We start from the raw sequence: 21,703 nt of genomic DNA, 5'->3' as shown, positions 1-21,703 counted from the left end.
GGTGCTGCCGCGGAGCTCTTTTCATGGCAAGGAGGAAACAGCATGCAACACGACCATGTCGGTCAGATTTATGAACTTTTAGATGAAGCCGCCCAAGTGATAGCAGAAGGCCTTCAGATTTCTTATATTGAGGGGCTTGCGGAAGCGGGAGAAATGTATTTTCTTGAAAAGGCCGACCAGCTTCCGCTTCAGGAAAAGCAAACCGGCGAGCTTAACAGCCTGCTCGCGAAAGCAGACTTCAGAAAGTGGGAGCATGAATGGATCCGCAAGGCGTTCCAGCTCGCCATTTTAAAAGGGCTGAAAGATAAGTCCCATCCGAACAGACAGATGACGCCTGATACGATCGGCATTTTCATCAGTTACCTCGTGAATAAATTTACGGGCGGCCGAAAAGGCCTGACATTGCTGGACCCCGCCTGCGGCACCGGAAATCTTCTGCTGACCGCGGCAAACCAGCTTTCTGACAAAGCGGCAAAAAGCTTCGGCATTGAAATCGACGATGTCCTTCTGAAGATCGCTTATGCTCAGGCGAATCTGCAGGAAAAAGAAATGGAGCTGTTCTGCCAGGACAGTCTTCAGCCGTTATTTATCGAACCGGCCGATGCGGTCATCTGCGATTTGCCGGTCGGCTACTATCCGAATGACGAAGGCGCTGAAGCGTTTGAGCTGAAAGCGGATGAAGGCCACTCTTTCGCTCACCACTTATTTATTGAGCAGAGCGTCAAACATACAAAACCGGGCGGATACTTATTTTTTATGATTCCGAACCATCTGTTTGACAGCGCGCAAAGCGATAAACTGAAGCGGTTTTTTGCGGAAAAAGTGTATATCAACGCCCTTCTTCAGCTGCCGGCTACTATGTTTAAAGACGAAGCGCAGGCAAAGAGCATTTTAATCTTGCAGAAAAAAGGCGAAGACGCAAAGCCACCGAAACAAGCGCTTTTGGCGAATCTTCCTTCTTTTGCGAACCAGCAGGCGATGCGGGAGATGACGGCAAAATTGGATCAATGGATTCAAAAAGAAAAATAATGGCGAAAAAGCAGTGTGAGATGCAAAATCCCGCGCTGCTTTTGCTTTTTAAAATGAATGGGAATCAGGACGATAACACAAATTAAGGAAAGAAAATAACATTCCGTAAGACCGTGCCGTCCATTTGGCACAAATGAAATTTATCAGAAAATATCGACTTCATATTGTAAGCGGTACCAATGTGGATGTTGACTTGAAATGCTGAGTTGACAATGTTTAAATGGAAAAGTCAGATATTTTTTGGACTGCAGTTATGGTCTGGGAAAAAAGAACGAACAAACGAAGAAGAATTTTGATAGGAGCGTCATTTATGTCTAAAATTATTGCAATTAACGCAGGAAGCTCATCTTTAAAATTTCAGTTATTCGAAATGCCTTCAGAAAAGGTGCTAACAAAAGGTTTAGTAGAACGGATCGGTATCGCCGACAGCGTTTTCACAATCTCTGTTAACGGCGAAAAAAATACAGAAGTGACAGATATTCCGGATCATGCGGTTGCGGTGAAGATGCTGCTTCACAAGCTGACTGAATTCGGTATTATAAAGGATCTAAATGAAATTGACGGAATCGGCCACCGTGTGGTTCACGGCGGAGAAAAATTCAGCGATTCTGTTTTGCTTACGGATGAAACAATCCGTGAGATTGAAGAGATTTCAGAACTAGCGCCGCTTCACAACCCGGCTAACATCGTCGGCATTAAAGCCTTTAAAGAAGTGCTTCCGAATGTGCCTGCGGTTGCAGTGTTTGATACGGCGTTCCACCAAACGATGCCTGAACAATCCTACCTGTACAGCCTACCGTACGAATACTACGAGAAATACGGCATTCGCAAATACGGTTTCCACGGCACATCTCATAAATACGTGACACAGCGCGCAGCTGAGCTTCTCGGCCGCCCGCTTGAAGATTTGCGTCTGATTTCCTGTCACCTCGGTAACGGCGCAAGTATCGCGGCGGTAGAAGGCGGAAAATCCATTGATACGTCAATGGGCTTCACACCGCTTGCGGGTGTCGCGATGGGAACACGTTCAGGAAACATCGACCCTGCATTGATTCCGTACATTATGGAAAAAACGGATCAGACGGCAGATGAAGTATTAAATACGTTAAATAAAAAGAGCGGACTGCTTGGCGTATCCGGTTTCTCCAGCGACCTTCGCGATATCGTAGAAGCTTCAAAAGAAGGAAACGAAAGAGCGGAAACGGCTCTTGAAGTGTTTGCAAGCAGAATCCATAAATACATCGGTTCTTACGCTGCGAGAATGAGCGGCGTTGACGCGATTATTTTCACTGCGGGTATCGGTGAAAACAGCGTTGAAGTCAGAGAACGCGTGCTTCGCGGCTTAGAATTCATGGGTGTATATTGGGATCCTGCGCTGAACAACGTGCGCGGCGAGGAAGCGTTTATCAGCTACCCTCACTCTCCTGTCAAAGTCATGATCATTCCGACTGACGAAGAGGTCATGATCGCACGCGACGTTGTCCGCCTTGCACAGTAATGATCAAAAAAAGCACATCCTTTTAGGGTGTGCTTTTTTATTGAATGCCCCAGAATCAAACGTTACGATATGTTTATTACATAAACGATGAGGTGAAGCAATGAGTGTGCATGAACATAAACAAGAAGCCCCGTCAGCCGTGCGCTGCAAGGTGATTACAGTCAGCGACACGAGAACGAAAGAAACCGACAAGAGCGGGCGCGTCATGATGGACTTCCTCAGGGAAGCGGGATTTGAAACGGTCGCTTATGACATTGTTAAAGATGAAAAAGATGAATTGCAGAAAGCCGTTTCATCCGGCTGTATGGATGAATATACAGATGCGGTGCTGTTAAACGGAGGGACGGGCATTGCCGAAAGGGATGTCACAATTGAAGCGGTCACGCCGCTGTTTTCAAAAGAACTCCCGGGATTCGGCGAGCTGTTCCGCATGCTGAGCTATACGGAGGACATCGGTTCCGCCGCCATTTTGTCCAGGGCGGCAGCGGGTGTGATCCAAAATACCGCAGTCTTCTGCACGCCCGGCTCCTCAGGCGCCGTAAAGCTTGCAATGAGTAAACTGATTATTCCTGAACTGCCCCATGTGCTCCGGGAAATCCGAAAAGATTTATAAATGTATAAAAAGGCTCTGCTCCGCTCAAAAAATTGGGTGGGGTTTTTTTTATAAAAGGCTTGAAAAAACAGAATTTACTTGTTACAGTGTATACATACAAAATGCATTTTTATTAATTAAAACTAATTTTTATACAAAAGGGAGCTTTTAACATGGCAGAACAAAAAAAGGTTGTATTGGCATACTCAGGAGGTCTTGATACTTCTGTAGCGATAAAATGGCTGCAAGAACAGGGATACGATGTTGTTGCCTGCTGCTTAGACGTAGGGGAAGGAAAGGATTTGGCATTCGTTCAGCAAAAAGCGCTGGAAGTAGGCGCCGTAAATTCCTATGTGATTGATGCGAAAGAAGAATTCGCCCGGGAGTACGCGCTCATTTCTATGCAGGCCCATACAATGTATGAAGGCAAGTATCCGCTCGTATCTGCACTATCCCGTCCGTTGATCGCGAAAAAACTCGTTGAAGTCGCGGAAAAGGAAAACGCGGTGGCTGTAGCGCACGGCTGCACGGGAAAAGGCAACGATCAGGTGCGTTTCGAAGTATCCATTAAATCATTAAATCCTGATCTGGAGGTCATTGCTCCGGTCCGTGAGTGGCAATGGTCGCGTGAAGAAGAAATTGAATATGCCGCAAGCCGCGGCATACCGATTCCGATCAATCTTGACAGCCCGTATTCCATCGACCAGAACCTATGGGGACGCGCCAATGAATGCGGTATATTAGAAGACCCGTGGGCGGCGCCGCCTGAAGGGGCATATGACCTGACAGCATCTCTTGAAAACACGCCGGACGTTCCGGAAATCATCGAAATCGCATTTGAAGCCGGTGTTCCGGTTTCAATCGACGGCGTAACCTACCCGCTCGCTGATTTAATTCTCAAGCTGAACGAGACTGCCGGAAAACACGGCATCGGCCGGATTGACCATGTGGAAAACCGCCTGGTCGGCATTAAGTCCCGTGAAGTTTATGAGTGCCCGGGCGCCATGACTTTGATTACGGCTCACAAAGAACTTGAGGATCTGACTTTAGTGAAAGAAGTGGCCCATTTCAAACCGGCAATTGAACAAAAACTGTCTGAAATCATCTATAACGGTTTATGGTTCTCGCCGTTAAAAGACGCGCTGCTTGCATTCTTGAAAGAAACCCAAAAACACGTCACCGGCGTCGTGCGCGTCAAGCTGTTTAAAGGCCATGCCATTGTAGAAGGACGTAAGTCGGAATATTCACTCTACGACGAAAAACTTGCGACATATACAAAAGACGATGCTTTTGACCATCACGCGGCAATCGGTTTCATTGAGCTTTGGGGGCTGCCGACAAAAGTAAACAGCATTGTGAAAAAGAAGGAGCAGATTGAAGCATGAAGAAGCTTTGGGGAGGCCGTTTTCAAAAAACACCGGAAAAGTGGGTCGATGAGTTCGGCGCATCCATCACATTCGACCAAAACTTAGTCAAAGAGGATATTACAGGGTCTCTCGCTCATGCGGCAATGCTGAAAAAATGCGGCATTCTGACGGAAGAAGAAGAAGGCGCCATCCGACAGGGGCTGCAGACCCTCCTGCAAAAAGCAGATGAAGGAACGCTTGAATTCTCTGTTGATTATGAAGATATCCATTTGAATATTGAAAAAATGCTGATCGAAGAAATCGGACCGCTAGGCGGCAAGCTCCATACCGGCAGAAGCCGGAATGACCAGGTGGCGACCGACATGCATTTGTATTTGAAAGATCATGTCTCACATATCATCGTGCTGATTGAACAGTTCCAAAAAGCGCTGATCGAAAAAGCGGAGGCCAATGTCGAGACCATTCTGCCGGGGTACACCCATTTGCAGCGGGCTCAGCCGATTTCTTTCGCCCACCATCTGCTTGCTTATTTTTGGATGCTTGAACGGGATAAAGAGCGTTTTCGCGATGCTATGAAGCGGATTAACATATCGCCGCTCGGATGCGGGGCGCTTGCCGGAACCACGTTTCCGATAGACCGTAACTATTCGGCGGAGCTGCTCGGTTTTGACTCCATTTATGAGAACAGTCTTGACGGAGTCAGTGACAGAGATTTTATTCTCGAGTTTTTAAGCGGCAGCAGCATGCTGATGATGCACCTTTCGCGTTTATCAGAAGAAATCATTCTATGGTGCTCGCAGGAATTCAGATTCATTGAACTGGATGATACGTATGCGACGGGAAGCAGCATGATGCCGCAGAAGAAAAACCCCGACATGGCGGAGCTGATCCGCGGTAAAACCGGACGCGTATACGGTGATATGATGGGGCTTTTCACGATTATGAAAGGGCTCCCGCTCGCTTACAACAAAGACCTGCAGGAAGATAAAGAAGGCATGTTTGACACGGTGAAAACCGTTGAAGGAAGCCTTCAGATTTTCACGGGCATGATTGAAACGATGAAAGTAAACAAAGACATCATGAAACAAGCGACAAAACAAGATTTTTCAAACGCGACGGAACTTGCCGATTATTTAGCTAAAAAAGGCATGCCGTTCAGAGAAGCGCATGAAGTGGTCGGCAAGCTTGTGTACAGCTGCATTGAAAAAGGAATCTATTTAAGTGATATGGCATTTGAAGAATTCCTTCAAGCCAGCAGTCTCTTTGAAGAAGACATCTATACCGTGCTCGATCCGCATCATGCGGTTGAAAAAAGAATGAGCGCCGGCGGAACGGGTTTTCAGCAGGTAGAACAGGCGCTCGTAAAAGCAAAAGCCTGCGCCGGCATTTAATTTGCTGAAATTTCCTTCATATTTTCCCGTCATATCAGACACCCTACATCTATAAAGATGGGAGGTAGAAGGAATGCGCAAAGAACAAGACCGTTACATCTATGATGAAAAAGAAAGTGAAGAAACGGCCAGGCTCATCTCAGAGGCATACGAAAGCGGTTATGTCGGCATGGAGGAAGCCTCTGCTCCTTCAGAAAATTAAGCTGTCTGTAAAGACGGCTTTTTTTTCGTGCGGACGAAGTGCAAAAAAGTGATATTGCCGTTTGTTTATAGTAAAGTAGAGGGAGAAACGTCTTGATTTTATTGAAGCGGCAACGTTGCCTGGGGAGGGTATTCAATGTGCGACATGCTCTAATCACTGCCGGTACAAAGGGATTGGGCCGAAAAGTGACTGAAATGCTTCTGGAAAAAGGCTTTTCTGTCACAGTGAATTACAGACAAGACGAAGAAGCGGTCGCCTGTCTGAAGGCGGATTATCCCGGGTGCCATGACAGATTGCAATTCGTTAAGGGCGATGTAACCCGGAAAGAAGATCTCATGCGGATCGCCGATGCAGCCCTTCAGCGGTTTGGAAGGATTGACATACTGATTAACAATGCCGGGCCGTACATATTTGAGCGCAAAAAGCTTGCCGATTACTCCGATGACGAATGGTATGACATGCTTGAAGGGAATTTAAGCGCCGTTTTCCATCTGTTTAAAGCGGTTATCCCGGTCATGAGACAGCAGCGGTTCGGCCGGATTATTACATACGGTTTTCAAGGAGCGGACCATGCCCCCGGCTGGCTTCACCGTTCCGCTTTCGGAGCGGCTAAAGTCGGATTGGCTTCGTTAACGAAAACCATTGCGATTGAAGAAGCTGAATCAGGCATTACGGCCAATATGGTCTGCCCGGGTGATATTGTAGGAGATATGAAAGAAGCGTCTATAGAGGAAGCAAGACGGAAAATCGGCAAAGAAAAGACGCCGATCGGCAGGTCCGGAACCGGAGAGGACATTGCGAGAATCATCGCCTTTTTATGTGAAGATGATTCCGATCTTGTAACCGGAACGGTCATTGAAGCAACAGGCGGGCTGAATGTGATTAACAGGCATCAATCCCTGTAAGTTTTTTCGTTTGTCAAAAAGGGAACTTGATAAATATTAATTTTTTATGAGGTGAAAACGATGAAAGTGACTTATCACGGACATTCTGTCATTCAAGTGGAAACGAAAACCCATAACATTATTTTTGATCCGTTTCTGACCGGAAACAGTCTGACAAATTTGAAACCGGAAGAAGTGAAAGCGGATGTCATCCTGCTTACTCACGGACACAATGACCATGTCGGAGATACAGAGCAGATCGCTAAACAAAACGATGCGCTCGTTATTGCGCCGAACGAGCTGGCCGTTTATCTCGGCTTTAAAGGTTTAAAGGTCCACCCGATGCATATCGGAGGGGCGCGCCAATTTGATTTCGGCAAAGTGAAACTGACACAGGCATTCCACGGATCGGCGGTCACTGATGAAGAAAACAAAACCATTACGTACACGGGGATGCCGGCTGGGATTTTATTGACGATTGACGGCAAAACGATTTTCCACGCCGGGGACACGGCGCTGTTCTCTGATATGAAACTGATCGGGGAACTGAATCACATTGACCTGGCGTTTCTGCCGATCGGTGATAACTTCACCATGGGCCCTGAAGATGCGAAACTCGCGGCTGAGTGGCTGAGAGCGAAACAGGTCGTTCCCGTCCATTACAATACATTCCCCGTCATTGAACAGGACCCTGACGCTTTCGCCGAAAGTCTGCCCGGAGGCGTCGGCAAAGTCATGGCGGTCGGCGAGACCATTGAGCTTGCCTGACATATGTGTCAAAGACCTTCTGAATCAAGCATTCAGAAGGTCTTTTTGTGATGCCGCCTTTTTTCGGGCGTCTCATTGCGAATGAATCCCCCGTACCCTTATAATAAAAGCAGAAGACTGTCCTTAGAGGTGAAACGCTTGGCAACAAAGCATGAACAAATCCTATCATACATAGATTCGCTTCCTGTCGGTGAAAAAATTTCGGTCAGAAGAATTGCGAAAGAAATGAAAGTCAGTGAAGGAACGGCTTACAGAGCCATTAAGGAAGCCGAAAACAAAGGATTCGTTTCCACTATTGAACGTGTGGGGACCATCCGGATTGAACAGAAGAAAAAAGAAAATATTGAAAAGCTGACATACGCCGAGGTCGTCAATGTGATAGACGGCCAGGTGCTCGGCGGAAAAGCCGGTCTGCATAAAACGTTGAATAAGTTTGTGATCGGCGCGATGGAGCTTGACGCGATGATGCGTTATACGGCGGCGGGGAACTTGTTAATCGTCGGGAACCGAATCAACGCCCACCGCCAGGCGCTTGAAGCGGGCGCGGCTGTTTTGGTAACGGGAGGGTTTAATACCGACGACAGCATTATCGAGCTGGCCGATATGCTTGAGCTTCCGATTCTCTCCACGAGCTACGATACCTTTACGGTAGCCGCGATGATCAACCGGGCGATCTATGATCAGCTCATAAAAAAAGAGATTGTGCTCGTGGAAGACATTTTGACGCCCGCAGATCGGACAGTGACGCTGTCCCCTAAGGATAAGCTGGAGAAATGGTACGAAAAAAACTATGAAACCGGACACGGCCGCTTCCCGGTGATCGATCAGCAGATGAAAATCCACGGAATCCTCACATCGAAAGATATCGCGGGGCATGACCGGTCAGTTCCGATTGAAAAAGTAATGACCAAAAACCCTGTCACGGTGATCGGGAAAACATCTGTCGCCTCAGCGGCTCAAATGATGGTTTGGGAAGGAATTGAAGTGCTTCCGGTGACAGACGGGCATCACAAACTGATCGGAATGATCAGCCGCCAGGATGTCTTAAAAGCGCTTCAAATGGTTCAAAAGCAGCCTCAGGTCGGGGAAAAGCTGGATGATATTGTTTCAAGGGGATTTAAAGAAGACGAAGATGACAAAACGCCGGCCGTTTATCAATATGAAGTCACGCCGCAAATGACCAATCAGCTCGGCACGATTTCTTACGGGGTGTTTACGACGATTTTAACCCAGGCCGCCAGCCGATTTTTACGTTCCCGCAAACGCGGCGAGCTGGTCATTGAAAGCATTACGATTTTCTTCCTGAAGCCCGTACAGATGGAGTCGGTCATTGAAGTGAAACCGCGCATTTTAGAGGCGGGCCGGAAATTCGGGAAAATGGAAGTGGAAGTGTCAAGCCAGAGCGGCATCGTTTCAAAAGCAATGCTCATGGTGCAGCTGATGGAGAGAAGTTAAGGGACGCACCCGGGTCCCTTGGCATTCATTATGCGTGGTCCCTCTCCGCTTCCTTTGCGTGGATGGGCTCATAATGCTTATAGGCTTTATACCCGGCCCATGTGCTGCCTGCTCCGATTAAAATGAAGACGCCGCCGATGACCAGGGTCAGGACGGAGTGAAACAGAATCATTTGGTTTACTCCGTACAAAAACACCAGCGCGCCTAATGCCATACTTGATTTAGCCGAAAAACATTCTTTTTCCAGCGCCCGTTTCGTCTGGATTCCTTTTACTTTGTAATACACGTAAAAGCAGGCAGAAAGCCCGATGAGAAAAACAAAAACCAGCATAAATGAAATCCTCCATTATATGAGTTTGCAAAACCGTTTATACCGTTGCTGAAAGATTTTCCTTTTCCATGGATAAAGAGTATGATTAAATGAATAAAAACGAAAAGGAGAAAGCGATGAAATCCGAACTGATCAGAACCATATCATTATATGACACCATTATCTTACATAGACATGTGAGGCCTGACCCGGACGCCTACGGTTCACAGTGCGGCCTTACGGAAATCCTGCGGGAAACGTATCCCGAAAAAAATATTTTTGCCGTCGGACAGCCTGAGCCGTCCTTGTCTTTTTTATATTCCCTCGATGAGGTGGATGACGAAACCTATAAAGATGCTCTTGTCATCGTGTGCGACACCGCAAACCAAGGCAGGGTCGACGATCAGCGCTACCATTCCGGCGCAAAGCTCATGAAAATAGACCACCATCCAAATGAAGATCCGTATGGCGATCTGTTATGGGTCGATACGAATGCAAGCTCCGTAAGCGAAATGATCTATGAGCTGTACCTGGAAGGAAAGCAGCACGGCTGGAAACTGAATACGAAAGCAGCTGAGCTGATCTACGCGGGTATCGTCGGTGATACGGGGCGCTTCTTATTCCCGAACACCACAAAAAAGACATTAAAATACGCGGGAGAGCTCATTGAGTTCCCATTTTCATCGTCAGAGCTGTTCAATCAATTGTATGAAACAAAATTAAATGTGGTGAAGCTTAACGGCTTTATTTATCAAAATGTGTCACTGTCTGAAAACGGCGTCGCTTCCGTGTTCATTAAAAAAGACATTTTGGAGACATATGGAACCACCGCTTCTGAAGCGTCGCAGCTTGTCGGGACACTCGGAAATATTTCGGGTATCCGCGCTTGGGTGTTTTTCGTAGAAGAAGACGATCAAATCAGAGTCCGGTTCCGTTCAAAAGGTCCGGTCATCAACGGAATTGCCCGGAAATACAATGGCGGCGGACATCCGCTTGCGGCCGGCGCATCCATCTTCAGCTGGGATGAAACCGATCAGATTCTTGCTGATCTGGAAGAGGTATGTAACGAACACAAGTAGAGGGGAGACCCTCTTTCTTAGTGTTCATCTGTCACGGGGATGAACCAGCAGCCGAAATCAGTCAGGTCTTCGTAGACGCGGAGATTACAGATTTGGAGTTCTTTTTTTATGAGGGAAGCGAGTGTGTCTGTTTCTGCATATGCGGAATAGCCTTGTCTGATTCGGGCTGCATGATCTTTTGCCAAGCGTCGTTCACTAAAAACCTCCATTTTCCCTTCCTCCCTTCAGAATCATTGAAAATGTCTCATCTACAGTTTATAAAAAAGCGGAGAAAAAAGCGACAGATCTATGGAAAATTTTTAAAAATGACATAATTACGTCGCAAAAGAAATATGAATTTCGACAGACAATCTCGTATAAATCGTCAGTTCCTTTACTTCAGCTTTAAATTCCTTCTCATTTATGGTGTATATTTTGTTTTCGATCGTCCGTTTTAAAAGCTCCTTTGTTTTATACACGCTTTCAATATCTTTTGTGATGACTTCAGAAATATTATCTTTCACTTGTTCCTCAAATTTCATCTTGTCAGGCTGGGCGATTCTGTATTTTTCCCCATTGATCAGCTTCACATCAACACTTTGGATGAGAAGTCTTTGCTTATTATCCTCATTTAATTTATGAAGATCCTTCTGATAGATGGAGATTTGGTTTTTTAAATCCCGCGCGTGCTCACGCTGCTTTTCAATTAACGTCACTTGTTCTTCCTGAAACGTTCCGTATGTAAACAGAAAGAACAGCCAGCTGACGATGGCTCCGCACATCATTCCCGCGAAAAAACGCTGCCATCCCGGTTTTTTATAATACTCGGGAATTCTCATGATGACATATTCTCCTGGGTCAGCCATGAAATGATCAGCCAGCCGGTCTGCGCGCCGCCCATTGCTGAAATAATTAAAAGAAGCTGTTTGAAGATGTCGCGCGTGTTGCCTTCGAACAGCCCCCGCTCGAAACTGTATACCGCGTCAAATGTTCCCCCGATGGCCGCGACAAGCGCCCAGATCTTCAGCCTGTTCGCCAATTTTGTGATCGCCGTCAGCGGAGGCTCGCCTGATAAATAAGCTCCGAGGCCGCCGATCAGCGCGCCGCCGAGCAACACACCGAGGGCGATAAAATAACTGCTGATGAAATTCGCCATAAATCCGGCTTCCTGATCCATATATACACCACCTCACTTTTCTATCATATTGAGCGAAACGGACAAGTATGATGATGAGTCAAAAAAGAACATTTGTTTCTTAAGAAAACCCGTCTTATAATGTAGAAAGGCAAAATGAACGTATGGGAAAGGAGTGGCGGCATTGTCTTTTGTTCACCTGCAAGTACATAGCGGCTACAGTCTGTTAAACAGCGCCGCTTCTGTAAAAGAGCTTGTTACACAAGCGAAGGAACTCGGATATTCATCATTGGCGCTGACGGACGAAAATGTGATGTACGGCGCCATTGAGTTTTATAAAGCATGCAAATCAAACGGAATTAAGCCGATTATCGGTCTGACGGCTTCTATATACACGGACGATACGGAGCTTGAAGCACATCCGCTCATTCTTTTAGCAGAGACAAACATCGGATATCAGAACCTGGTGAAAATCTCAAGTGCGCTGCAATCCATGGCAAAGGGCGGCATGAAGCGAAAATGGATGAAGAGCTATCATGAGGGGCTGATCGCCATTACGCCCGGTGAAAACGGCTACATTGAAAGCCTGCTTCAAGCCGGGAAGTTTGAAGAAGCGGTCCGGGCTGCCGAAGGATTCCGGGAGCTGTTCGGAGACGGCCGTTTTTATTTAGGGTATCAGCCGTTTAAAGGACATGAGACGTTATCAGAAGAGATTCTCCGCCTGTCAGCCGAGACGGAAATCGCTGTCTGCGCTGCGGGGGATGTCCGTTATATCAAGAAAGAAGATCAAGATGCGTACCGCTGTCTGTGCGCTATTAAAGCCGGAGAGAAGTGGGAGGATCAGAGCGGGAATCTGCCGGACTTATACTTGAGGGCGCCTGAAGAAATGGCAGAGCTTTACACGCGGCATCCGGAAGCGATTGAAGCAGCCGCGCGTATCGCCCGGCAATGCCGGGTCGATGTCAGCCTCGGACAGACACAGCTTCCGTCTTTTCCGGCGCCGGACGGCAAATCAGCCGATGACTATTTGGCGGAGATCTGTCATGAGGGGCTGCGCCTCCGTTTCGGCACTCCTGATGAGCGCGCTGTCCGCCGGCTTGAATATGAGCTGGACGTCATCAGGCGCATGAAATTCAGTGATTATTTTCTCATCGTATGGGACTTTATGAAGTACGCGCATGAAAAGGGCATTGTGACAGGCCCGGGAAGGGGGTCCGCGGCAGGCTCGCTTGTCGCTTACTCCCTTTTCATTACCGACGTGGATCCGCTTAAACATTCTCTGCTGTTTGAGAGATTTCTTAATCCCGAGCGGATCAGCATGCCGGATATTGATATCGATTTCCCTGACACGAGAAGGGATGAGGTCATTCAGTATGTACAAAATAAGTACGGGGCCATGCACGTCGCCCAGATTATCACCTTCGGGACATTGGCCGCAAAGGCGGCGTTAAGGGATACCGGGAGAGTGTTCGGAATCAGCCCGAAAGAAGCCGACCAGCTTGCCCGCCTGATTCCGTCAAAACCGGGAATGACGCTTGATGAAGCGAGGCGGCAGTCCGCTCAGCTGAACAGGAGGCTGTCCGAATCCGCCGTTCTTCATAAAGTGTTTCAGATCGCAAGGAAAATTGAAGGTCTTCCGCGGCACACGTCAACACACGCGGCGGGGGTCGTTCTCAGTAAAGAGCCGCTTTCTGAAGTTGTCCCTCTTCAAGAAGGGCATGACGGCGTGTATTTAACGCAGTATGCGATGGATCACTTGGAAGATCTCGGTCTTTTAAAAATGGACTTTTTAGGTTTGCGCAACTTGACGCTTATTGAATCCATTAAAACGATGATTGAAAAAGAGACGAATACGAAAATTGATTTTTCCGAGATTTCTTATCAGGATGAAAAAACGTTCTCGCTATTGTCAAACGGTGATACGACGGGTATTTTCCAGCTGGAATCATCAGGAATGAGAAACGTGCTGAAGCGCCTGAAGCCGTCAAGACTGGAAGACATTGTCGCGGTTAACGCGCTTTACAGGCCGGGACCGATGGAAAATATTCCGTTATTTATCGAGCGGAAGCACGGCCGCGCGCGTGTGGAAGTGCCGCACGAGGACGTAAGAAATATTCTCAGTGACACTTACGGCGTCATCGTCTATCAAGAGCAGATAATGATGATCGCCTCGCGCATGGCAGGGTTTTCATTAGGTGAAGCGGATCTGCTCAGACGGGCTGTCAGCAAAAAGCAAAAGGACATTCTGGACAGAGAGCGAAGCCATTTTGTTGAAGGGTGCTTAAAAAAGGAGTATTCTGTAGTCACTGCAAACGAGGTCTACGATCTGATTGTAAAATTCGCTAACTACGGATTCAACAGAAGCCATGCTGTCGCATACAGCATGATCGGCTATCAGCTAGCCTATTTAAAAGCGCATTATCCGTTATATTTTATGTGCGGGCTGTTGACGAGCGTCATCGGCAATGAGGACAAAATATCGCAATATCTGCATGAAGCGAAGGGGAGCGGGATTCAAGTCCTTCCGCCGTCAATAAACAAAAGCGGTTTTCCGTTTGCGCCGGAAAACGGAGCCGTCAGATACAGTTTGCGGGCCGTTAAAAACGTAGGCGTCTCGGCAGTGAAAGATATTTATAAAGCAAGAACACATAAACCGTTCGAGGATCTTTTCGATTTCTGCTTTCGCGTACCCGCAAAAAGCGTGAATCGGAAAACCATCGAAGCCCTTATATTTTCTGGCGCCATGGACGAATTCAATCAAAATCGCGCCGCCTTGCTGGCCTCCGTTGATGTGGCTTTAGAGCACGCTGAACTTTTTCGTGCAGACGATGACCAAATGGGATTGTTTTTGGAAGAATCGTTCTCCATTAAGCCAAAATATGTAGAGGCTGAGGAATTTCCGCTCGTGGACAAGCTTCGGTTCGAAAAAGAAGCTCTCGGTGTTTATTTCTCAAGCCATCCTTTGTCTGCTTTCAGGGATCTCCTGAAAAAACGGGGGGCGAAAGCGATCACAGCAGCGCGGCAGATGCCGAAGGGGCAGCTGTCAATCGGCGCTTTGCTCGCGGGCATCAAAACGATTCGGACAAAGACAGGTCAGCATATGGCGTTTCTCACATTAAGCGATGAAACGGGAGAAATGGAAGCCGTCGTGTTTCCTGACCAATATAGAAGGCTGTCTCCGCTGTTAGAAGAAGGCGCGCTATTATTCGCCGCCGGAAAAATGGAAGAGCGTCAGGAGAAGACACAATTCATCATGTCATCCGCCTCTCTTCTTGAGCAGACGGAGGCAGACAGAGCGCCGTCTGTTTACATCAAAATCGAAGGCAGCCGGCACAATCAGGAGTTTTTGGAAAAAATGAAGCGTATTTTACTGGAGCATAAAGGGGAAACCGGCGTTTATCTTTATTATGAAAAAGACAAGCAGACGATCAGGCTGCCGGATACTTTTCATATTCAGGCGGACTATCAGGCGTTATACCGTTTAAAAGAGCTGCTGGGCCGCGAAAACGTCGTGTTAAAATAGTGGTAACAATAATCGTTTTGTTATACAATTGAAACAATTGTGCTATCTTATTTAAAGATTCTGAAATTTTTCACCTCCAGCGATTGTACCAGTCTATGCGGCAGAATATGTAACAAAGTACTTAAAAGGAGTGTTTAGAATGTCATTAAGAGAAGAAGCGTTACATTTACACAAAGTAAATCAAGGAAAGCTGGAATCAAAAGCAAAGGTAGAAGTCAGAAACGCGGACGACTTAAGCCTTGCCTACTCTCCCGGAGTAGCTGAGCCTTGTAAAGAGATTTATGACGATAAAAACAAAGTATATGATTATACAATGAAGGGGAACATGGTAGCAGTCGTAACAGACGGATCAGCCGTTCTCGGTCTCGGTAATATCGGGCCTGAAGCTTCACTTCCGGTCATGGAAGGGAAAGCGGTGCTGTTCAAAAGTTTCGCGGGCGTGGATGCATTCCCGATCGCGCTTGACACAAACGATGTGGACAAAATCATTGACACTGTAAAGCTGCTTGCACCGACATTCGGCGGTGTCAACCTTGAAGATATTGCGGCGCCGAACTGCTTCATTATCGAAGAGCGCCTGAAAAAAGAAACAAACATCCCGGTTTTCCACGATGATCAGCACGGCACTGCCATCGTAACCGTTGCCGGACTTGTAAACGCGCTGAAATTATCAGGAAAATCCATGTCATCCATTAAAGTTGTGGCAAACGGAGCGGGAGCGGCAGGCATCGCGATCATCAAGCTTCTTTACCATTTCGGCGTACGCAACATCGTAATGTGCGACTCTAAAGGGGCGATTTACGAAGGGCGTCCGGCCGGCATGAACGCAGTGAAAAACGAAGTGGCGAAGTTTACAAACCAAGACCGCAACGACGGTTCGCTTCAGGATGTCATTAAAGATGCAGACGTCTTTATCGGCGTATCAGTCGAAGGCGCGCTGACGAAAGAAATGGTGGAAAGCATGGCGAAAGATCCGATTATCTTCGCAATGGCCAACCCGAATCCGGAAATCATGCCTGAAGACGCGCGCGCAGCCGGCGCAAGCGTAATCGGAACAGGCCGTTCTGATTTCCCGAACCAGGTCAACAATGTTCTGGCATTCCCTGGAATTTTCCGCGGGGCGCTTGACGTTCGCGCGACTCACATCAACGAAGAAATGAAAATTGCTGCGGTTGAAGCGATTGCTTCCCTTGTTTCAGAGGAAGACTTAAGCGCTGATTATGTCATCCCGGCTCCATTTGACAAACGTGTGGCTCCTGCCGTTGCGAAAGCTGTTGCGAAAGCAGCGATGGAAACGGGCGTCGCCAGAATTACGGTCGATCCTGAGGAAGTGGCTGAAAAAACAAGACAGCTCACGGTTATCGGCGAATAATAACACAAAAATGAAATGGCAGCGCGTTGGAAAAAAACAACGCGCTGCTGTTCAATATACGGACTGCTGGCATTTTTTTAAGGGCAGGTCTTAAAAAAATTTCAGCAGAATCCTTATTTCTTTTGAAAACGCTGACAGATAAGGCTGAACAACGCTTTTCACGGTATGAAATCCGTCCGTTTCCGTCTGTTTTGCAGCAAAAAATGTCGAATGGAGGATGACACCGTTTGACAAAAAAAGTACAATAGTTTCGGTAAAGTTATTATTAAGTCTATCTAATCGGAAGACATGCAGTGAAGAGAACCCTTCACAAAAGGGAGGTAATCATTTGTTAAAGGATATATTCACAAAAAAGAAAAAATATGCTTCCGTGCCGTCTGAGCAGGCAAAACATGATGTTCCGGAAGGCATTATGACAAAGTGCTCCAAATGTAAAAAAATCATGCTCACAAAAGAGTTAGATAAAAACCTGCGCGTCTGCATGAACTGCGGGCACCATTTCCCGATGAATGCAAAGCAGCGCATTGAAAGCCTCCTGGATGAAGATTCATTCGAAGAATTCAACCAGGGAATGATATCTGAAAACCCGCTCGGTTTCCCGGAATACTTAGAAAAAATCGAAAAAGACCGTGAGAAAACATCGCTGAATGAAGCGGTGGTTACCGGAAAAGGAACCATCAGCGGATTCCCGGCCGTGATCGCGATCATGGATTCAACATTCCGAATGGGCAGCATGGGTTCGGTTGTCGGCGAAAAAATCACGCTTGCAATTGAAAAAGCAAAAGAGGAAAAAGTCCCGTTTATCATCTTTACCGCTTCCGGCGGCGCACGTATGCAGGAGGGGGTCTTAAGTCTTATGCAAATGGCAAAGACAAGCTCTGCATTAAAACTGTTCAGTGAGGAGCAGGGACTGATTATTTCTGTCATGACCCATCCGACGACAGGCGGCGTATCGGCCAGTTTCGCGTCTCTCGGTGATTATAATTTCGCTGAACCGGGCGCCTTGATCGGATTTGCCGGAAGACGTATTATTGAACAGACGATCGGGGAAAAACTGCCGGAAGATTTCCAGACGGCGGAATTTTTATTAAAGCACGGCCAGCTTGATGCGGTGATTCACCGAAACGACATGAAAGACAAACTCGCATTTCTGCTGGACATGCACCAAACAGGAGGTGAGCATGAGTGGCTGCAAGATTAGAATTTGAAAAACCGGTGATTGAACTGCAGACGAAAATCGCCGAACTGAAAAAATTCACCCAAGATTCGGAGATGGATTTAAGCGCTGAAATCGCAAGGCTTGAAGACCGGCTCAGCAAGCTTCAGGATGAGATTTATAAAAACCTGAAGCCGTGGGACAGAGTGCAGATCGCACGCCTTCCCGACCGGCCGACGACGCTAGATTACATTCAATACCTGTTTACCGACTTTTTTGAGTGCCACGGAGACAGAACATACGGAGATGATGCTGCGATTGTCGGCGGAGTCGCCAAATATCACGGCATGCCGGTCACCGTCATCGGACATCAGCGCGGAAAAGACACGAAAGAAAACCTTGTCCGCAATTTCGGGATGCCTCACCCTGAGGGCTACCGCAAAGCGCTTCGTCTCATGAAGCAGGCGGATAAGTTCAACCGCCCGATTATCTGCTTCATCGACACGAAGGGAGCGTACCCGGGTAAAGCGGCGGAGGAGCGGGGACAAAGTGAAGCCATCGCCAAGAACCTGTTCGAGATGGCCGGCCTGACAGTGCCTGTCGTTTGTATCGTCATCGGGGAAGGCGGCAGCGGAGGCGCGCTTGCGTTAGGTGTGGGCAACCGCATGCTGATGCTTGAGAACTCGACGTATTCCGTTATTTCTCCTGAAGGAGCCGCATCCATTTTGTGGAAAGACTCCAGCCTTGCGAAAAAAGCGGCCGAAACCATGAAGATTACTGCGCCCGATTTATTAGAATTAGGAATTATTGATGATATGATTAAAGAAGTGAAGGGCGGAGCTCACCATGATATTAAGCAGCAGGCGGGCTACATTGACGGTATTCTTAAAGAAACGTTAAAATCTCTTCTTCAATTGAACGCCGAAGAATTGATCTCACAGCGCTATGAAAAATATAAAGCAATCGGGAAAGTTTCGGTTGAGGATCAATATATCGGGGTAAACTGAATAGACGTGAAGCCTATGGCTCACGTTTATTTTTTGTGATTTTTGTGATATTCCTTAAATTTTATTTAAAAACAATTTATTTAATTGTATAATAGGTAAGGTTTCATGGGAGCTCAGGCGTCCCTTTTCATTGTTTTAGGGCAATGATCATGATATGTTTAACATATATATGTTGCTGAGGTGAATAGGAAATGAAGCGTATAGGAGTTTTAACGAGCGGCGGGGATTCCCCGGGTATGAACGCTGCGGTGCGCGCGGTTGTGCGGAAAGCTATCTACCACGACGTCGAAGTGTACGGAATTTATAACGGTTATTCAGGATTAATCAGCGGTAAAATAGAGAAACTGGAGCTTGGTTCGGTCGGTGACATCATCCACCGCGGCGGAACAAAGCTGTACACGGCCAGATGTCCTGAATTCAAAACAGTTGAAGGCCGTGAAAAAGGAATCGAAAATTTAAAGAAACTCGGCATTGAAGGTCTTGTCGTCATCGGCGGAGACGGTTCATACATGGGTGCGAAAAAATTAACGGAACACGGGTTTCCGTGTGTGGGTGTACCGGGTACGATAGATAATGACATCCCGGGAACTGATTTTACGATCGGATTTGATACGGCGTTAAACACCGTAATTGATGCGATTGATAAAATCCGTGACACCGCTACGTCTCATGAGCGTACATACGTTATTGAAGTGATGGGGCGCCATGCGGGCGACATTGCTTTATGGGCAGGTCTTGCAGGCGGAGCGGAATCAATTTTAATTCCTGAAGCGGACTACGATATGCAGGAAATTATCGGCCGTTTGAAGAGAGGGCACGACCGCGGCAAAAAACACAGTATCATCATCGTTGCAGAAGGGGTAGGCAGCGGGGTTGAATTCGGAAAACGCATCGAAGAAGAAACGAACCTTGAAACACGGGTATCCGTTTTAGGGCACATCCAGCGCGGCGGATCTCCAAGCGCTTCTGACCGGGTTCTTGCAAGCCGCCTCGGCGCTTACGCGGTTGAGCTTCTGCTTAAAGGAAAAGGCGGACGCTGCGTAGGTATACAAAACAACAAGCTTGTAGACCATGATATTATAGAAATTTTAGAATCAAAACATACTGTTGAACCAAACATGTATCAGCTTTCAAAAGAACTGTCTATTTAAGGCGGAAGAAGCTGAAGATTTCAGAAGGAAGTGAACGAGTTGAAAAAAACAAAAATCGTTTGTACAATCGGTCCGGCCAGTGAAAGTGTAGAAATGCTGACAAAATTGATGGAAGCGGGTATGAACGTTGCTCGTCTGAATTTTTCACACGGTGATTTCGAAGAGCACGGCGCAAGAATCAAAAACATCAGAGAAGCAAGCAAAAAGCTCGGCAAAAACGTGGGGATTCTCCTCGATACAAAAGGTCCGGAAATCCGCACGCACGATATGGAAAACGGCGCGCTTGAGCTTCAGGCGGGAAATGAAATTATCGTTTCTACGAAACAGGTGCTGGGAACGCTTGAAAAATTCTCAGTTTCTTATGAAGGCCTGGCAGACGACGTGTCAGCAGGGTCTATCATCCTGTTGGATGACGGTTTAATCGGATTGGAAGTGCTAGAATCAAATCCGGAAAAACACGAAATCAAAACAAAAATCTTAAACAGCGGCACGCTGAAAAATAAAAAAGGCGTAAACGTTCCCGGCGTCAGCGTCAACCTTCCGGGAATTACTGAAAAAGACGCCAAAGACATCGTATTCGGTATCGAGCAAGGCGTTGATTTCATCGCTGCGTCATTTGTACGCCGTTCTACGGATGTCCTGGAAATCCGCGAACTGCTTGAAGAGCATAACGCGTCTGACATTCAAATCATTCCTAAGATCGAGAACCAAGAAGGCGTGGACAACTTGGATGCGATCCTGGAAGTATCTGACGGCTTAATGGTAGCGCGCGGAGACCTCGGCGTAGAGATTCCGGCCGAAGAAGTGCCGCTCGTGCAAAAAGAAATGATCAAAAAATGCAACGCACTGGGCAAACCGGTTATTACTGCGACACAAATGCTTGACAGCATGCAGCGCAACCCTCGTCCGACACGTGCTGAAGCAAGTGACGTTGCCAACGCCATTTTCGACGGCACAGACGCTATCATGCTTTCCGGTGAGACGGCTGCGGGACAATATCCTGTCGAGGCGGTTCAAACAATGTTTAACATCGCCACACGCACGGAAGAATCTCTGAACTACAAAGAAATTCTGTCTAAACGCAGAGATCAGGTCGGCATGACGATTACCGATGCGATCGGCCAATCAGTTGCGCACACGGCGATCAATCTGAGTGCGGCAGCTATCGTTACCCCTACAGAAAGCGGCCATACGGCGCGTATGATCGCGAAATACCGTCCGCAGGCTCCGATTGTAGCGGTTACGGTCAATGAGTCTGTATCACGCAAACTCGGCCTTGTATTCGGTGTATTCCCGGCAAGCGGCCAAAACGCGACTTCAACCGATGAAATGCTTGAAGACGCGGTTCAAAAATCACTTGACAGCGGCATCGTGAAACGCGGTGATCTGATTGTCATTACAGCAGGTTCTGTCGGTGAATCAGGCACGACGAATCTGATGAAAGTCCACACTGTCGGCAGCATTATCGCAAAAGGACAAGGCATCGGACGCAAATCTGCATTCGGGCCGGTCGTTGTTGCAAAAAATGCGAAAGAAGCTGAACAAAAAATGACAGACGGTGCAGTATTGGTTGCTTCAAGCACTGACCGCGACATGATCGCTTCACTTGAAAAAGCATCAGCGCTCATCACTGAAGAAGGCGGTCTGACAAGCCATGCAGCCGTTGTCGGTTTAAGCTTGGGCATTCCGGTTATCGTCGGTCTGGAGAACGCAACTTCAGTTTTAACAGAAGGACAGGTTATCACAGTTGACGCTGCCCGCGGCGCTGTGTATGAAGGCCGCGCAAGCGTTCTTTAAACAGCTTT

The 21,703-nt window shown here is 47.4% G+C and carries 20 protein-coding genes; 16 read left to right on the top strand and 4 right to left on the bottom strand.

What is annotated here, in order from left to right; translation table 11 throughout:
* Window positions 1-42: 42 nt before the first annotated feature.
* The 9 genes from JNUCC21_RS15245 to JNUCC21_RS15205 all read left to right on the top strand — a co-directional run bounded on the left by JNUCC21_RS15245 (window position 43) and on the right by JNUCC21_RS15205 (window position 9,186).
* Window positions 43-1,029 (top strand): class I SAM-dependent methyltransferase, encoded by a 987-nt coding sequence (locus tag JNUCC21_RS15245; RefSeq protein ID WP_007408051.1) that lies wholly within the window; start codon window positions 43-45, stop codon window positions 1,027-1,029.
* Window positions 1,030-1,339: 310 nt separating this feature from the next.
* Window positions 1,340-2,527, top strand: coding sequence for an acetate kinase (locus tag JNUCC21_RS15240; RefSeq protein WP_007408053.1), 1,188 nt, complete (start codon window positions 1,340-1,342; stop codon window positions 2,525-2,527).
* A 100-nt stretch (window positions 2,528-2,627) separates the two neighbouring features.
* The gene (locus JNUCC21_RS15235) at window positions 2,628-3,140 is read left to right on the top strand and encodes a molybdenum cofactor biosynthesis protein B (protein WP_369878292.1); all 513 of its coding nucleotides are present in this window, start codon (window positions 2,628-2,630) and stop codon (window positions 3,138-3,140) included.
* Between the two features lie 152 nt (window positions 3,141-3,292).
* On the top strand, window positions 3,293-4,504 hold the full coding sequence (locus JNUCC21_RS15230; protein WP_003152428.1) for an argininosuccinate synthase: 1,212 nt from the start codon (window positions 3,293-3,295) through the stop codon (window positions 4,502-4,504).
* The gene (argH, locus tag JNUCC21_RS15225; RefSeq protein WP_039254221.1) at window positions 4,501-5,877 is read left to right on the top strand and encodes an argininosuccinate lyase; all 1,377 of its coding nucleotides are present in this window, start codon (window positions 4,501-4,503) and stop codon (window positions 5,875-5,877) included. The genes JNUCC21_RS15230 and argH overlap by 4 nt, the downstream gene beginning before the upstream one ends.
* Window positions 5,878-5,950: 73 nt before the next feature.
* The gene (locus tag JNUCC21_RS15220; RefSeq protein ID WP_007408056.1) at window positions 5,951-6,079 is read left to right on the top strand and encodes a hypothetical protein; all 129 of its coding nucleotides are present in this window, start codon (window positions 5,951-5,953) and stop codon (window positions 6,077-6,079) included.
* A 137-nt stretch (window positions 6,080-6,216) separates the two neighbouring features.
* Window positions 6,217-6,984: an SDR family oxidoreductase gene (locus JNUCC21_RS15215; protein WP_012118176.1), complete on the top strand. Its 768-nt coding sequence runs from the start codon at window positions 6,217-6,219 to the stop codon at window positions 6,982-6,984.
* A gap of 60 nt (window positions 6,985-7,044) precedes the next feature.
* Window positions 7,045-7,731, top strand: a complete 687-nt coding sequence (locus JNUCC21_RS15210) for a metal-dependent hydrolase (protein ID WP_007408057.1) — start codon at window positions 7,045-7,047, stop codon at window positions 7,729-7,731.
* 138 nt (window positions 7,732-7,869) lie between these two features.
* Complete coding sequence (locus JNUCC21_RS15205; RefSeq protein WP_012118175.1) at window positions 7,870-9,186, top strand: CBS domain-containing protein; 1,317 nt, start codon at window positions 7,870-7,872, stop codon at window positions 9,184-9,186.
* Window positions 9,187-9,214: 28 nt separating this feature from the next.
* Here JNUCC21_RS15205 and JNUCC21_RS15200 read toward each other — a convergent pair whose 3' ends face one another.
* Window positions 9,215-9,517: a YtpI family protein gene (locus JNUCC21_RS15200; RefSeq protein ID WP_216061793.1), complete on the bottom strand. Its 303-nt coding sequence runs from the start codon at window positions 9,515-9,517 to the stop codon at window positions 9,215-9,217.
* A 116-nt stretch (window positions 9,518-9,633) separates the two neighbouring features.
* On the opposite strand from JNUCC21_RS15200, the gene JNUCC21_RS15195 reads away from it, so the two are divergent.
* A complete protein-coding gene (locus JNUCC21_RS15195) occupies window positions 9,634-10,575 on the top strand; it encodes a bifunctional oligoribonuclease/PAP phosphatase NrnA (RefSeq protein WP_003152435.1) in 942 nt (313 codons plus the stop codon).
* 17 nt (window positions 10,576-10,592) lie between these two features.
* Here the strand turns inward: JNUCC21_RS15195 and JNUCC21_RS15190 are convergent, their stop codons facing one another.
* The 3 genes from JNUCC21_RS15190 to JNUCC21_RS15180 form a co-directional block, all read right to left on the bottom strand.
* Window positions 10,593-10,784 (bottom strand): hypothetical protein, encoded by a 192-nt coding sequence (locus JNUCC21_RS15190; RefSeq protein ID WP_007408061.1) that lies wholly within the window; start codon window positions 10,782-10,784, stop codon window positions 10,593-10,595.
* 105 nt (window positions 10,785-10,889) lie between these two features.
* Window positions 10,890-11,393, bottom strand: coding sequence for a sporulation membrane protein YtrI (gene ytrI / locus JNUCC21_RS15185; RefSeq protein ID WP_007408062.1), 504 nt, complete (start codon window positions 11,391-11,393; stop codon window positions 10,890-10,892).
* Window positions 11,390-11,731 (bottom strand): YtrH family sporulation protein, encoded by a 342-nt coding sequence (locus JNUCC21_RS15180; RefSeq protein ID WP_003152438.1) that lies wholly within the window; start codon window positions 11,729-11,731, stop codon window positions 11,390-11,392. Before JNUCC21_RS15180 ends, ytrI begins: the two co-directional genes overlap by 4 nt.
* Window positions 11,732-11,873: 142 nt before the next feature.
* Between JNUCC21_RS15180 and dnaE the strand changes: the two genes are divergently transcribed.
* The 6 genes from dnaE (at window position 11,874) to pyk (ending at window position 21,695) form a co-directional block, all read left to right on the top strand.
* The gene (dnaE, locus tag JNUCC21_RS15175) at window positions 11,874-15,212 is read left to right on the top strand and encodes a DNA polymerase III subunit alpha (RefSeq protein WP_369878291.1); all 3,339 of its coding nucleotides are present in this window, start codon (window positions 11,874-11,876) and stop codon (window positions 15,210-15,212) included.
* Window positions 15,213-15,351: 139 nt separating this feature from the next.
* Window positions 15,352-16,584 carry an NADP-dependent malic enzyme gene (locus JNUCC21_RS15170; RefSeq protein ID WP_038464145.1) on the top strand — a complete coding sequence of 411 codons (1,233 nt, stop codon included), beginning with the start codon at window positions 15,352-15,354 and terminating at the stop codon, window positions 16,582-16,584.
* A 328-nt stretch (window positions 16,585-16,912) separates the two neighbouring features.
* Complete coding sequence (gene accD, locus JNUCC21_RS15165; protein WP_007613077.1) at window positions 16,913-17,785, top strand: acetyl-CoA carboxylase, carboxyltransferase subunit beta; 873 nt, start codon at window positions 16,913-16,915, stop codon at window positions 17,783-17,785.
* A complete protein-coding gene (gene accA / locus JNUCC21_RS15160) occupies window positions 17,770-18,747 on the top strand; it encodes an acetyl-CoA carboxylase carboxyl transferase subunit alpha (protein WP_007408067.1) in 978 nt (325 codons plus the stop codon). Before accD ends, accA begins: the two co-directional genes overlap by 16 nt.
* Before the next feature lie 191 nt (window positions 18,748-18,938).
* Window positions 18,939-19,898, top strand: a complete 960-nt coding sequence (gene pfkA, locus JNUCC21_RS15155) for a 6-phosphofructokinase (protein ID WP_007408068.1) — start codon at window positions 18,939-18,941, stop codon at window positions 19,896-19,898.
* A gap of 39 nt (window positions 19,899-19,937) precedes the next feature.
* A complete protein-coding gene (gene pyk / locus JNUCC21_RS15150) occupies window positions 19,938-21,695 on the top strand; it encodes a pyruvate kinase (protein WP_007613076.1) in 1,758 nt (585 codons plus the stop codon).
* Window positions 21,696-21,703: the final 8 nt, after the last annotated feature.

Origin of the sequence: Bacillus sp. JNUCC-21, assembly GCF_041222765.1 — a bacterium.
Taxonomy (GTDB): Bacteria; Bacillota; Bacilli; order Bacillales; family Bacillaceae; genus Bacillus; species Bacillus velezensis.
This window is presented reverse-complemented; position numbering and strand designations above follow the sequence as displayed.

Excerpts from the sequence above, each read along its gene's own strand:
- JNUCC21_RS15245 (WP_007408051.1), top strand. The coding sequence starts at position 43 with ATGCAACACGACCATGTCGGTCAGATTTATGAACTTTTAGATGAAGCC.
- JNUCC21_RS15240 (WP_007408053.1), top strand. The coding sequence starts at position 1,340 with ATGTCTAAAATTATTGCAATTAACGCAGGAAGCTCATCTTTAAAATTT.
- JNUCC21_RS15235 (WP_369878292.1), top strand. The coding sequence starts at position 2,628 with ATGAGTGTGCATGAACATAAACAAGAAGCCCCGTCAGCCGTGCGCTGC.
- JNUCC21_RS15230 (WP_003152428.1), top strand. The coding sequence starts at position 3,293 with ATGGCAGAACAAAAAAAGGTTGTATTGGCATACTCAGGAGGTCTTGAT.
- argH (WP_039254221.1), top strand. The coding sequence starts at position 4,501 with ATGAAGAAGCTTTGGGGAGGCCGTTTTCAAAAAACACCGGAAAAGTGG.
- JNUCC21_RS15220 (WP_007408056.1), top strand. The coding sequence starts at position 5,951 with ATGCGCAAAGAACAAGACCGTTACATCTATGATGAAAAAGAAAGTGAA.
- JNUCC21_RS15210 (WP_007408057.1), top strand. The coding sequence starts at position 7,045 with ATGAAAGTGACTTATCACGGACATTCTGTCATTCAAGTGGAAACGAAA.
- JNUCC21_RS15200 (WP_216061793.1), bottom strand. The coding sequence starts at position 9,517 with ATGCTGGTTTTTGTTTTTCTCATCGGGCTTTCTGCCTGCTTTTACGTG.
- JNUCC21_RS15195 (WP_003152435.1), top strand. The coding sequence starts at position 9,634 with ATGAAATCCGAACTGATCAGAACCATATCATTATATGACACCATTATC.
- JNUCC21_RS15190 (WP_007408061.1), bottom strand. The coding sequence starts at position 10,784 with ATGGAGGTTTTTAGTGAACGACGCTTGGCAAAAGATCATGCAGCCCGA.
- ytrI (WP_007408062.1), bottom strand. The coding sequence starts at position 11,393 with ATGAGAATTCCCGAGTATTATAAAAAACCGGGATGGCAGCGTTTTTTC.
- JNUCC21_RS15180 (WP_003152438.1), bottom strand. The coding sequence starts at position 11,731 with ATGGATCAGGAAGCCGGATTTATGGCGAATTTCATCAGCAGTTATTTT.
- JNUCC21_RS15170 (WP_038464145.1), top strand. The coding sequence starts at position 15,352 with ATGTCATTAAGAGAAGAAGCGTTACATTTACACAAAGTAAATCAAGGA.
- pfkA (WP_007408068.1), top strand. The coding sequence starts at position 18,939 with ATGAAGCGTATAGGAGTTTTAACGAGCGGCGGGGATTCCCCGGGTATG.